The organism is Ahrensia kielensis DSM 5890, assembly GCF_000374465.1.
Taxonomy (GTDB): domain Bacteria; phylum Pseudomonadota; class Alphaproteobacteria; order Rhizobiales; family Rhizobiaceae; genus Ahrensia; species Ahrensia kielensis.
The window spans coordinates 303,066-315,792 of sequence record NZ_KB894528.1 but is presented as its reverse complement, the minus strand read 5'-3'; the positions used below and the strand labels follow the sequence as shown (position 1 = coordinate 315,792).

General features: G+C 48.1%; 15 protein-coding genes. 11 read left to right on the top strand and 4 right to left on the bottom strand.

Annotated features, from left to right (window positions below; translation table 11 throughout):
- Positions 1-89 precede the first annotated feature (89 nt).
- From C504_RS0101465 to C504_RS0101455, 3 genes are read right to left on the bottom strand one after another with little or no spacing between them, the layout of a single operon-like run.
- On the bottom strand, positions 90-767 hold the full coding sequence (locus C504_RS0101465) for an HdaA/DnaA family protein (RefSeq protein ID WP_018687522.1): 678 nt from the start codon (positions 765-767) through the stop codon (positions 90-92).
- A gap of 30 nt (positions 768-797) precedes the next feature.
- A complete protein-coding gene (locus tag C504_RS0101460; RefSeq protein WP_018687521.1) occupies positions 798-1,952 on the bottom strand; it encodes an AI-2E family transporter in 1,155 nt (384 codons plus the stop codon).
- Between the two features lie 3 nt (positions 1,953-1,955).
- Positions 1,956-2,510 (bottom strand): CDP-alcohol phosphatidyltransferase family protein, encoded by a 555-nt coding sequence (locus tag C504_RS0101455; protein ID WP_041951479.1) that lies wholly within the window; start codon positions 2,508-2,510, stop codon positions 1,956-1,958.
- Between the two features lie 176 nt (positions 2,511-2,686).
- Here C504_RS0101455 and purM point away from each other — a divergent pair, with 176 nt between their 5' ends.
- From purM to C504_RS0101425, 6 genes are all read left to right on the top strand, one after another.
- Complete coding sequence (gene purM, locus C504_RS0101450; RefSeq protein WP_018687519.1) at positions 2,687-3,760, top strand: phosphoribosylformylglycinamidine cyclo-ligase; 1,074 nt, start codon at positions 2,687-2,689, stop codon at positions 3,758-3,760.
- The gene (purN, locus tag C504_RS0101445; RefSeq protein WP_018687518.1) at positions 3,747-4,340 is read left to right on the top strand and encodes a phosphoribosylglycinamide formyltransferase; all 594 of its coding nucleotides are present in this window, start codon (positions 3,747-3,749) and stop codon (positions 4,338-4,340) included. The genes purM and purN overlap by 14 nt, the downstream gene beginning before the upstream one ends.
- The gene (locus C504_RS0101440; protein WP_018687517.1) at positions 4,337-5,197 is read left to right on the top strand and encodes a 23S rRNA (adenine(2030)-N(6))-methyltransferase RlmJ; all 861 of its coding nucleotides are present in this window, start codon (positions 4,337-4,339) and stop codon (positions 5,195-5,197) included. The genes purN and C504_RS0101440 overlap by 4 nt, the downstream gene beginning before the upstream one ends.
- Before the next feature lie 82 nt (positions 5,198-5,279).
- On the top strand, positions 5,280-5,705 hold the full coding sequence (locus C504_RS0101435; protein WP_052323627.1) for a hypothetical protein: 426 nt from the start codon (positions 5,280-5,282) through the stop codon (positions 5,703-5,705).
- A gap of 5 nt (positions 5,706-5,710) precedes the next feature.
- On the top strand, positions 5,711-6,388 hold the full coding sequence (locus C504_RS0101430; RefSeq protein WP_018687515.1) for a ribonuclease T2 family protein: 678 nt from the start codon (positions 5,711-5,713) through the stop codon (positions 6,386-6,388).
- Positions 6,389-6,396: 8 nt separating this feature from the next.
- Entirely contained in the window at positions 6,397-6,999 is a 603-nt protein-coding gene (locus C504_RS0101425) for a glutathione S-transferase family protein (protein WP_018687514.1), read from the top strand.
- Between the two features lie 53 nt (positions 7,000-7,052).
- Here the strand turns inward: C504_RS0101425 and C504_RS0101420 are convergent, their stop codons facing one another.
- Entirely contained in the window at positions 7,053-7,706 is a 654-nt protein-coding gene (locus tag C504_RS0101420; RefSeq protein ID WP_018687513.1) for an outer membrane protein, read from the bottom strand.
- Positions 7,707-7,964: 258 nt separating this feature from the next.
- On the opposite strand from C504_RS0101420, the gene C504_RS0101415 reads away from it, so the two are divergent.
- From C504_RS0101415 to moaD, 5 genes are all read left to right on the top strand, one after another.
- Positions 7,965-8,915: a calcium/sodium antiporter gene (locus C504_RS0101415; protein WP_018687512.1), complete on the top strand. Its 951-nt coding sequence runs from the start codon at positions 7,965-7,967 to the stop codon at positions 8,913-8,915.
- Positions 8,916-8,934: 19 nt separating this feature from the next.
- Positions 8,935-9,693, top strand: a complete 759-nt coding sequence (locus C504_RS0101410; RefSeq protein ID WP_018687511.1) for an SDR family oxidoreductase — start codon at positions 8,935-8,937, stop codon at positions 9,691-9,693.
- Positions 9,694-9,792: 99 nt separating this feature from the next.
- Positions 9,793-11,790, top strand: coding sequence for an excinuclease ABC subunit UvrC (gene uvrC / locus C504_RS0101405; RefSeq protein ID WP_245555105.1), 1,998 nt, complete (start codon positions 9,793-9,795; stop codon positions 11,788-11,790).
- A gap of 70 nt (positions 11,791-11,860) precedes the next feature.
- Positions 11,861-12,475: a CDP-diacylglycerol--glycerol-3-phosphate 3-phosphatidyltransferase gene (gene pgsA / locus C504_RS0101400; protein ID WP_018687509.1), complete on the top strand. Its 615-nt coding sequence runs from the start codon at positions 11,861-11,863 to the stop codon at positions 12,473-12,475.
- Entirely contained in the window at positions 12,472-12,726 is a 255-nt protein-coding gene (moaD, locus tag C504_RS0101395; RefSeq protein WP_018687508.1) for a molybdopterin converting factor subunit 1, read from the top strand. Before pgsA ends, moaD begins: the two co-directional genes overlap by 4 nt.
- Position 12,727 lies beyond the last annotated feature (1 nt).

Here is a 12,727-nt window from a genome sequence, read left to right as displayed (position 1 = left end):
GACTCGCCGTATTTATACCAGCTATATGACAGAAATAAATCGCTACGCACTAGGGGCAGTTTGAACCAATAAGAAACTGGTTTTCCACATTATTCACTGTCAATCGTTTCTAGCACACGGGCGATCAGAGGCTTTGTAATACGCGCCTTAGACATGAGCGCTTCCCGATCAAGAAGATTGACTACATGGTTCGCACTGCCAAGGGAGCGATCTATGCGTGTTGCCAAATATTCAACAATATCGGGGCCAACATTAATCTGCCTGTCAGCAAATAATTTGGCAAGAACAGCGCGCAGAAGCGCATCATCTGGTTCGCCAATTTCAACGGTCGTGGCAGCCTTAAACCGAGAGCGAAGGTCTGCCGTTTCTAAACGCCACAAAGCTGGGTTGTTTTCGGCCGTAATCAACATGGTTTGCTGCGCATTGCGAACAGCGTTCATGAGGTGAAATGTGCGGGTTTCGTCGAAATTACCTTCAGATAACCCATCGATTAGGATTGGGCGACCTTTTTGTGCTTCATCCAGATCAACATCTGATAATTCCGAAGGATTAACGCGGTGCGCCTGTGCCGCCTCGCACCAAATCTCTGCAAGGTGCGATTTACCATAGCCTTTAGCGCCAATCAAAACAGCCCAAGGCGAAGGCCAATGCGGCCAGTTATCTATAAGCGATGCCGCATTCAAATTGGCAGCACTAACCACCAAATCATCGCGTGTCAGCGATGGTGCGCCCCTCAAATCCAGCAGTAGCTGATTTGCTTCAACCATTAAAAAACGCTCTAGCCAAACTCAATGCGGCTATTCTTCTATTTCAGCTTTGGTCTCTATAGCACGCCCTGCGCTTTCATTTTGGTAAAGATCGCTGTGAAGATAGGCCGAAAGAGCAAACCGCACTAACACGCCAACCGCAGCTGCAGCGGGCACAGCAATTAACATGCCTGTAAAGCCGAGCAATGAACCAAATGCGAAAAGCGCAAACATCAACCACACCGGATGCAAACCAACACTGTCGCCAACCATTTTAGGTTGAAGGAAATTACCCTCAAAGAACTGACCAGCAAAGAAAATCGCAGCAATGATACCAATTTGAATATAGTCCGGCCAGAACTGCACCAGCGCGACACCAATTGATAATATGAGACCGATTGCAGAACCTACATAAGGAATGAAGCTCAATACTCCCGTTAGAAGGCCGATAAGCAAGCCGAAATTCAAACCCGCTAAGGTGAGCGAAATGGCATAAAAGATGCCAAGGATTAGGCTTACCGTTCCCTGTCCGCGAATGAAACCGGCCACAGCCTCATTCATGTCCCGTGCAATCGCACGCACTGTGGTTACATGATCGCGCGGAATCCAGCCGTCAATTTTGGCAATCATCTTGTCCCAATCGAGCAACATGTAAAATGCCACGACAGGCGTAACAACCAAAAGGCTGACAATGTTCATTGCGGCCTGACCAGAATTCCAAATGCCTTGCACGACGGTTTTAACGACACCGAAGCCTTCTTCCAGATAGGTGTCAAAACTTTCGGTGATCTTTTTCATGTCGAAGCCAAGATCAACGGTGGCAAAATCAATGCCAAAAAATGTATTGAGCCAAGTCATGTCGATCTTAGCGCTGGAAATGACCTCGCGCAGCCGCACCAAATAGTTCGGCAAATTGCCTGCAAACTCAATTGCCTGCGATGCTAAGACCGGCACAATAATTGCCAAAGCGAGAAGGAATACAATGAGGAACGCCAGCAAAATACTGACGGTCGCCCATATGCGCGACATGCCTTTGCGTTCCAAATAGTCCGCGACTGGGTCTAAGAAATAGGCCAGAACAAAACCGGCTAAGAACGGGAGCAAAACGCTTCTGAAAATATAGAGCAGCACACCGAAAAAGATGATTGCGCCAAGCCAGAAAAGAGCCTGACGGCGCAGCGCTTTTGCTGATATATGTTCGCCCATTACTTAATCCTCATATTCTGCCATATGCCGGAACCACACGACGCAATAAGCCGCCGTAGATGCCAAGGTTAATGCAGCGACAATGTAGATAAGAGCGCTGCCTAGAATCGGTATCGAAAAAAATCCAGCCTTCGTTGCAATCAGATAAGCGGCAAGACCAATCTGCACAAGTGTATTCGCTTTAGAAATCATGAGCGGTTTTATATCAACATCAGCGCCCATAATTGTTGACAACACCACAGCGCCGATGATCAGCACATCACGCGCAACAACTAGAAACACAAACCAGATCGGCACGACCTCATAATAACCAAGCGCTATAAAGACAGCTGTTAAAAGCACTTTGTCTGATATTGGATCAAGGTAGGCTCCGACCTCGCTGCCGAGACCGTATTTGCGCGCAATGATACCATCGACAGCGTCTGAAATGCCGGCCAAGACAAATAAAACCAGTGCGGCAGTCCAATTGCCCAAGACAATGAGATAAATAATCAGCGGCACGGTAAATAAACGGGCCAAAGTGATGAGATTGGGGAGAGTGTAGACGTTTTTTCCCATCGAGCTAAATCCTGTTCAGTCTTTATCTAGGTTCAATTCACGTTAAATCCAAACAACGGCTGCAAATGTAGCCAATAAAGTCCTTTTTTCTGTGATTGTGGCACAAGACCATTGGAACATAAGGACGACCCGTGCCATAGAGCGCTAAAACCGAAGTAGCAAACGGGACAAAGTCAATGTCAGAAGATACAAACAGTTCAAACGGATTGAGTTATGCCGATGCCGGCGTTGATATTGATGCCGGAAACGCGCTTGTCGAGGCCATAAAGCCTATCGTGCGTGAAACAAGCCGTCCTGGCTCTGATACCGAAATCGGCGGATTTGGCGGATTGTTCGATTTAAAAGCGGCTGGCTTCAAAGATCCGATTCTTGTTGCTGCTAATGATGGTGTTGGCACAAAGCTAAAAATTGCGATCGATGCGAACAAGCATGACACAGTCGGCATTGACCTTGTGGCAATGTGTGTGAACGATCTGGTTGTTCAAGGCGCGGAACCATTATTCTTTCTTGATTACTTCGCAACGGGCAAATTAAGCGTTGAAGAAGGCACCGACATTGTGCGCGGTATCGCTGATGGCTGCAAACAGGCTGGCTGTGCCTTGATTGGCGGCGAAACAGCTGAAATGCCCGGCATGTACCGCGATGGTGATTATGATCTGGCTGGCTTTGCGGTTGGTGCAGCAGAGCGCGGCGCGATGCTGCCTTCTAATGATATTCAAGAAGGCGATGTGATTTTGGGCCTTGCGTCCAGCGGCGTTCACTCCAACGGCTTTTCACTCGTGCGCAAAATCATTGAGACAGATGGCCTTGGCTTTGCAGACAAAGCGCCGTTTGGCTCCAAAACAGTTGGCGAAGAATTGCTCGAGCCAACGAAAATTTATGTGAAGTCACTTTTGGCAGCCATTCGCGAGACCGGTGCCGTGAAAGCAATGGCGCATATTACCGGTGGTGGATTTACTGAAAACATTCCGCGCGTTCTGCCAAAGAGCCTTGCAGCAACCATTGATCTTGACGCTTTGGAAACACTGCCAGTGTTTCGCTGGCTTGCAAAAGCTGGCGGCGTGAATGCGTCAGAAATGCTGCGCACATTTAATTGCGGTGTTGGCATGATCGTTATTTTATCGCCGGAAAACGCAGATGCCGTGAGCGACATCCTTGAACGTGAAGGCGAAAAAATATGCCGCCTTGGAACACTGACTGCGCGGAGCGGCGAAGCGGTCATTTACAAAGGCACACTTGATCTTGGTTGAACGGGTTACAAAAGTTGCAATTCTGATTTCCGGTCGCGGCTCGAACATGATCGCGCTTGCAGATGCAATTTCTGCGCCGGATTTTCCAGCTGAAGTCGTCGGTGTCATTGCCGATAAAAAAGATGCGGCAGGTCTCATGACTGCTGCTGATATGAATATCGCAACAGGTGCATTTGCACGCGCGGATTATGCATCGAAAGCAGAGCATGAGACTGCAATCCACAATCAGCTTTCTGAATGGGATGCAGACATTATATGTCTTGCGGGTTTTATGCGCCTTTTAAGCGCAGACTTTATCGACAAATGGGCTGGGGAAATTATCAATATCCACCCAAGCATTCTGCCGAAATATAAAGGCCTTAACACGCATCAGCGGGCACTTGACGCGGGTGATGATGAGCACGGCTGCACCGTTCATTATGTGACAGCCGGTATGGATGAAGGCCCTGTAATCGCGCAGGCAAAAGTGCCAATATTAAGCGGTGACACTGAAACCACCCTCACCGCACGTGTGTTGGAGCAAGAACACAAGCTTTATGCGCAAGCGCTACGCGATGTGATCGAAAGGCAAAAGCCATGAACTACCGCCACGCTTACCATGCTGGTAACTTTGCCGATGTCGTCAAGCACATCATTTTGACGCGCGTATTGATGTATTTCAAACGCAAGGATGCCCCGTTCTTTGTCATGGATACCCATGCGGGTGTCGGGCGTTATGATTTGAAAGGCGTTGAAGCGCAAAAAACGCGTGAAGCTGAAACAGGCATCGCCCGCCTTATGAAGGCCCTACCCAACGCGCCAAAAGAGGTACGTGAGCTCTGCGAACCGTTCACCACTCTTTTGAACGACATGAATGAAGACAAGCTTCAGCATTATCCCGGCTCGCCCATGGTTGCACAATCATTGATCCGCCGCACTGACCGCCTGTCGCTTGTTGAGCTTCACCCTGAAGATTTTGACGAACTTACGATCAACTTCAACTGGGCCAAGAACACCAAGACGCACCATCTTGATGCTTGGCATGCAATGAAGGCGCAGTTGCCACCAAATGAAAAGCGCGGCCTCATCTTGGTCGACCCGCCATTTGAAGACCGCGATGAATTTAATGCGATTTTGCGCGCGCTTTATGATGCTCAAAAACGGTTCTCCAAAGGCACCTATATGCTTTGGTATCCGATCAAAGATTTGCAGATGATTGCCAGCTTTTCCAGAGTGCTTTCCGGTATGGATTTGGGCCGCACGTTAGATGTTCGGATGATGATTGATCGCCCCGGCTCTCAGGCTAAATTTATTGGCACCGGAATGGTTATCGTCAACCCGCCTTATGTGTTGGAAAAAGAGCTAAAGGTTTTGTTGCCTTGGCTGGTCAAATTATTTGAAGTCGTGCCGGGCTCCGGCTCGCATTCAATTTATGAGCTCGTTGGTGAGCAAAAATAGCTAAGAACGCTTGGCGCAGCATTGTGCTTGCGCTACATCTTACAACGATAGCGCAAGGCAGGAGAAAATGATGAAGTCGAACATGAGCAAATTTGCAGCAATATTATTGAGCGGTGCAATGCTTAATGCTCCGATTTTAAGCCCTGCCTCTGCGGCTGACATGGTGTATTCGGAAGCACAAAATAATGACTGTAGCGATGTAAAAGTAATCAATCGCATTAAGTCACGGTTCCACATTCAGGCCAATGAAGTTCACCACAATCCAGACCTTCAAGTCGCTGAACTATATAACACCTACGAGACACGCTATGAGCCAGAGGGCAAAAGCCCCTTTGCGCGGCGTTATTGTAAAGCGCAAGCTTATATGAGCGACGGCCAACAACGCTCCATCTGGTATTTACTGGAATATGGCGCAGGTTTTGCTGGTCTTGGCAATAATGTTGAGTTTTGTATTTCTGGCCTCGATCGCTGGAACGTCTATGGTGCTCACTGCAATATATTGCGCTAATACCTATGAACCGGCTGATCATCTGCATAGCTTTAATGCTATTGGCTGGCTTTGTTGCGAGTTGCTCAGCCGACAATAACGATAGATCAGAACCGCCTTCAACCATTCCTATTGGCAATGGTTTTGATTTCTACGTTCTATCGTTGTCATGGTCGCCTGGATATTGCGCTTCAGAAGGCAATAATGCGGATTCGCGCCAATGCGGACCGGATAAAAAATATGAATTTGTTGTTCATGGGTTGTGGCCGCAATTTGAACGCGGATATCCTGAAAACTGTAACAGCAACAACAAACTCGATAACAGCCTCGTCAGCTCCATGACGGATATTATGCCAAGCTTTGGCTTGATCAAACATCAATGGCGCAAACATGGTTCTTGCAGCGGCCTTTCACCCGAAGAGTATTTTAGCGTCACGCGAGCAGCATTTAGTAAAATCAGTCTTCCGCCTAGCTTTTCCGGTTTGACAGAAACAAAAACAATTTCGCCCATCTCCGTTGAAAAGCTCTTTCAAGCCGAGAATCCGAACATTCCCAATGACGGGATTGCAGCCACCTGCAAGCGCAATTATTTGCGTGATGTGCGCATCTGCATGACAAAAGACCTTGCCTCATTCCGCTCTTGCCCAGAAATTGATAGAAACTACTGCCGCAGCCGCTCAATGGCTGTCGCCCCTTTACGATAGGAACAACAATGCCAATTATACTCTATTCACCGGCTTCTCCCTACAGCGCCAAAGTGCGCATGGCAGCAGATTATGCAGATATTGGCATTGAAGCGCGCAAGGTGACCACGAGCGACGAACCAAGCGATCTGATTGACGCCAATCCATTGGGAAAAATACCAACATTGGTTCTTGATGATGGTTTCTCGGTCTTCGACAGCCGAGCCATTATGCAAGAACTTGACCGCCTGTCTGGCAAAACGCTCTATCCACGCAATGGCGACAAACGACGCATTGCAGAACGCCTTGAGGCAGCAGCCGATGGGCTTTGTGATTGCTTGCTCGCACAAGTTTATGAAAAGCGTATGCGGCCGGAAGAAAAAATCCATCAAGAATGGATTGATATGCAAGCACGTAAGGTAGAGCGATCTCTCGATTGGCTCGAAGAGAATATTACACCGGTACGGGGAAAATTAAACGGCGGGCAATTCGCTGTTGCTGCGGCCATGAGCTATATGGATTTGCGTTTTCCAGATTTGAACTGGCGACGTGGGCGCGCCAAATTGCGCCGATTTGAAACACGCTTTCAAGAAGCCTATCCTGCGTTTGATACTTATAAAGCTCAGGCTTGAATCAAAAATGCCGCCGAACGCAATGTCGGCGGCATTTTCACTAAAATATTAAATTAGAATTTCAGACCAATACCTGCGCGAACGCTGTGATCTGAAAAGCCTGAAGAAACGGATGTTCCACCAGCACCTGTATTATAGTCTTTTGAGCCATAATCAGAGTAACGGTATTCAACACGAGTAAAGATATTCTCTGTTACAAGCGCTTCACCGCCGACACCAACTGTCCAGCCAAGATGTGTGTTTTCATCACTGCCAGTAGTATCGCTAACTTTGGCCTGTGTTGCGGCAACACCTGCTGTACCGTAGAGCATGAATGGGTCAAAAGCATAACCTAGGCGCGCACGTGCAGAACCAAACAGACCCTGTTTAATTTCAGCACCGCCACCAATTGATTCTTTTGCGTCGGAGTAACCTAAGTCACCCTCGACACCATATACAATTGAACCGGATTGGCCGTTAACACCAACAAATCCGAGACCGCTGATACCATTGGTATCTACATCACCGCCTGATGTATCAAACTTGCCCCATGAATAACCCAGTGAAGCACCGCCATAGATACCAGACCAAGTATTTGCTGGAGCAGCCTCTACATAGTTTGAAACTGGTGGCTCAGGTGGCGCTTCAATCGCATCTGCGGCAATTGCCGGTGCTGCGATTAACAAAGCTGCGACTGCAGCACCTGCTTTTAGAAAATTCGTACGCATAACTTCTCCTATCGGTGTTAATTGTGTCCTTGAAAAAATCGTGGACAGCCCCTCACCCTCAAGAAACGTTTTGCACCTCAATTGCGGCATTTGATTTTCAAAAATGTGGAATTGCAGTGACTGAAATAAGGCGCTTAGTAGTGTTCTAAATAAGCAACAGTTTTGTTGAGCAACAAACAAAATCAATGCGCTAGCCCTTTTTATCGTCTCATAGAGAACTTATATACTGGTCACATTCTAAGCAGGGACCCCATTTAAATGTTACTCAATATCGCAATGCTGGTGGGCGGATTAATTCTGCTCGTTTTTGCTGGAGATTACCTTGTTAAAGGTGCCGTGGGTCTTGCAGAGAAATTTAACATCCCGCCCCTCATTATCGGCCTTACAATTGTAGCATTTGGCACATCTGCACCGGAGCTTGTTATATCGCTCGATTCAGCGCTGTCAGGCGTTCCAGACATTGCCGTTGGCAATATTGTAGGGTCCAACATCGCCAATGTGCTGCTTGTAATGGGACTGCCAGCCCTGATCACTGTCATTCACGCCAACCAACGTGGCCTATCGCGTAATGTCGGTATTCTTCTCGTCTTCACACTCGCATTTATGTGGATGATTTCAGACGGAGTTTTATCGAGGTCGGAAGGCGGCATCTTGTTTGCCGGTTTGCTTCTTTATATTATCGCACAAATCGTTCGCGCGCGCACACAGACAGAAGATGACCCGTCGATACCGACTGATTATCATGACGATGTCGGAGAGGCCCCAACACAAAATTCCAAAATCATAGTCTTCCTGCTTGGCGGTCTTATTCTGTTGCCCGTTGCGGCTCATTTCACCGTGGAAGGCGCGTCAGGTATTGCAAGTCACTTCGGTGTTTCTGATGCGGCAATTGGTTTGACCATTGTTGCTATAGGCACATCGCTACCGGAACTGGCGACCTCTTTCATGGCAGCATGGCGCAAAAATGGTGATGTAGCGCTTGGCAACATTATCGGCTCAAACATTTTCAACATCGCAGCCATTATGGGCATAACAGGCCTGTTAATCGACGTGCCTGTTGCCGACACAATGATTGCCTATGACATGTGGGGCATGTTAGCCGCCGCCGTCTTGCTGGCTGTTATTTGCTTTGCACGCATTACGACCGGAAAATTGCTCGGTAGCGCTATGCTTTTGGCCTATCTGGCCTATATCATTTCCGTATTCTAATTTTTAAACGGAGCTATTTGTGGCCAAGCAGCACATCAATGCATTGATTACTGGCGGTGCCCGCCGTGTTGGCCGCGCTATCGCCTTAGATCTTGCGGCCAATGGTTATGGCGTCATCATTCACGCCAATTCTTCACTTGATGAAGCGCAAGCGCTTTGCGAAGATATTAAGCGTAATGGCGGCCGTGCCTTTGCTGTTGAAGCTGATCTGAAGAAAATGAGTGAAACCACGGCTTTAATAGACCAGGCCGCGCAAAAAGCTGGAAGCGTTGACATACTCATCAACAATGCGTCGGTTTTTGAAGATGATGAGATAAGCGATCTTGATGAAGCTCTATGGGACACGCATTTTAATGTTCACGTCAAAGCGCCTGCATTTTTAAGCAGCGCCTTGGCAAAACATTTAGGTGATAAGGAAGGCCTGATCGTCAATATGATTGATCAAAGAGTATGGCGGCTTAACCCTAAGTTCTTCACCTATACGCTGTCAAAATCCGCCCTTTGGACTGCTACAAAAACAATGGCACAGGCGCTTGGTCCGAACATTCGCGTCAATGCCATCGGCCCTGGCCCAACGTTAAAGAATGAGCGCCAGTCCGATGAGGATTTTGCAAAGCAACAAGCGACGCTCATTTTAAAACATGGACCTGATCTATCAGAATTTGGCGCGACCATTCGCTATTTGTGGCAAACAAAATCAATCACGGGACAGATGTTAGCGCTTGATGGCGGTCAACATCTTGCATGGCAAACACCCGATACCCATGCCAATGAATAGACAATAATTGTCAGTAGGCATTATTCAAATGCGTAATATTGTTGGCTTTAAAGCGTATACCGCTTGAAGCAGCACATGGAACAAGCCCATATTATAAACATGATTCCTGATAATCCAGATATGGCTGACAATGTCCCTGATGTAGAAATTTCTGCATCTGCCCTCACTGATGTTAAGTGGGAGCAGGATGAGACAATCACCAATGACCTGTCTGGCACTGAGCTTATCAATGCCTATGTGAAGCGCCTTCCCAACAAGCCCGGTGTCTATCGTATGTTCAATACGAACGGCGATGTGCTGTATGTTGGCAAAGCAAAATCGCTCAAAAACCGCGTCACGAATTATGGCCGTCATGGTGGGCACACCAACCGTATAGCGCGGATGATCCGCGAAACAGCATCAATGGAGTTTGTGACAACACGCAGCGAAACAGAAGCGCTGCTGCTTGAAGCCAATTTGATCAAACGCCTGCGCCCAAAATTCAACGTTTTGCTCCGCGATGACAAGTCATTTCCATATATTTTGGTAACGAGCGATCATGAAGCACCGGGGCTTTTCAAACATCGTGGGGCGCGGTCAAAAAAGGGCAAATATTACGGTCCCTTTGCTTCGGCTGGCGCCGTTGGCCGCACCATTAACGCATTGCAGCGCGCATTCTTGCTGCGCACATGCACCGACAGCGTTTATGAAACACGCACGCGCCCTTGCCTACTCTATCAAATCAAGCGTTGTTCTGGCCCTTGCACGGGTGAAATTTCACCGGAACATTACGCGCAATTGGTGAGCGAAACGGATGATTTTCTCTCTGGCAAAAGCCGTGCGGTGCAAACAGCAATGGCACAAACGATGCAAGACGCATCGGATGAATTGGATTTTGAACGCGCAGCGCTTTACCGCGACCGTATATCGGCGCTAACGGCGATCCAAAGCCATCAAGGCATCAATCCGCAAGGTGTGGATGAAGCCGATGTATTCGCCATTCATCAAGAAGGCGGCACAAGCTGCATTCAAGTTTTCTTTTTTAGAACAGGTCAGAACTGGGGCAACCGCTCCTATTTTCCCAAAGCAGATTCATCGCTTGAACCAACAGAAGTGCTCGGTGCATTTCTGTCTCAGTTTTATGATGACAAGCCCTGCCCACGGCTTATTCTTCTGTCGCACGAGATTGAAAATCCTGAACTTTTTGAAGAGGCTTTCACGCTTCGCGCTGAACGCAAAGTCACGATCAATACGCCGCAGCGCGGTGAAAAGCGCGATCTTGTGACCCATGCGCTTGCCAATGCAAAAGAAGCACTTGGCAGGCGGTTGGCTGAAACATCAAGTCAGGCACGGCTACTCAAGGGGCTTGCGGAAACATTTGAATTAAAGCGTGTGCCGCGCCGCATCGAAGTGTTTGATAACTCGCACATCATGGGAACAAATGCTGTTGGCGCGATGATTGTTGCTGGCCCTGAAGGGTTTGTGAAAAACCAATATCGCAAGTTTAATATCAAATCGACAGAGATTACGCCGGGCGATGACTTTGGCATGATGCAGGAAGTTATGGAGCGCAGATTTACGCGTCTTATCAAAGAGCATGGTATTCCTGATCGTTCTGCCGAAAGTAATGACGAGCCAGAAAGCACGGATACATTGCCTGCATGGCCCGATCTTTTGCTAATTGATGGCGGCCTTGGCCAGCTCAATGCCGTGCGTGAAATCGTTAAAAGGCTTGGCATTGAGGATGTGATAGAACTCATTGGTGTGGCCAAAGGCCCGGACCGTGATGCAGGCCGCGAACGGTTCTTTATGCCTGGTAAAACGGATTTCAGCCTTCCACCGCGCGATCCGGTTTTATATTTCACACAACGTTTGCGCGATGAATCGCACCGCTTTGCCATCGGTACGCACCGCGCGAAACGCAAAAAAGAAATGGTGCGCAATCCGCTTGATGAAATTGCGGGCATTGGCCCTTCTCGCAAGCGGGCGCTATTACATCACTTTGGTACAGCCAAGGCCGTTGCCCGCGCACCGCTGTCAGATTTAAGCAAGGTCGAAGGCATTTCAGAAGCAATGGCAAAACTAATTCACGATCATTTTCACGATGGTGATCAGTAAATCGCTTTAATTGCTTGACCCAAACACTTTGCAGTGTTGATTTGAAATTTCACAGAGAATAGCAAAACCTATGTCTAACGCTCAAAAACTTTTAATTTTCTCATTGCCCAACGTGCTCACTTATGCGCGTATTTTGGCGGTTCCACTAATTGTCTTATGCTTTTTCACCGAAGGACAATTAGCTTCCAGCGATACGGCGCGGTGGGTTGCCCTATTCATTTTCGCCCTTGCAAGCGTAACCGATTTTTTGGATGGTTATCTGGCACGCAGATGGCAGCAAATTTCCAATATTGGCCGCATGCTAGACCCCATCGCAGATAAGCTACTGGTTTCAGTCGTGTTACTCTTGCTGGTTGGATTAGATACCATTGTTGACTGGTCGCTCTGGGCTGCCGTGATTATTCTATGCCGCGAAATCCTCGTCTCTGGTCTGCGCGAATATTTAGCTGCCTTAAAAGTCAGCGTTCCGGTTTCGCAAGTTGCCAAATGGAAAACTGCCATACAAATGATCGCTATTGGCTTTTTGCTTGCGGGTGAAGCTGGAGACAAAGTCCTTCCCTATACCAGCGAAATCGGCCTTACCCTTTTATGGATTTCAGCAATCGTTACGATTTACACAGGGTGGGATTATTTCCGTGCAGGTATGCGCCATGTGATTGAAGATCCAAAAGATGGTGCGGCATGACAAAGCTTGTATATTTCGCATGGGTTCGGGAGCGCATTGGGTTTTCTGAAGAAAGTGTTGAGCTGCCAGACGACATTGAAACCGGTGATGATCTTATGCGCTGGCTGAAAACACGCGGTGAAAACTTCGAACATGCGCTCGAATATTCTGATCAAATCCGCATTGCGGTTAATCAGGAACACATTCACCACAGCGAAAAAATCGGTGCGGCAAATGAGATTGCGCTGTTTCCTCCCATGACGGGTGGCTAAG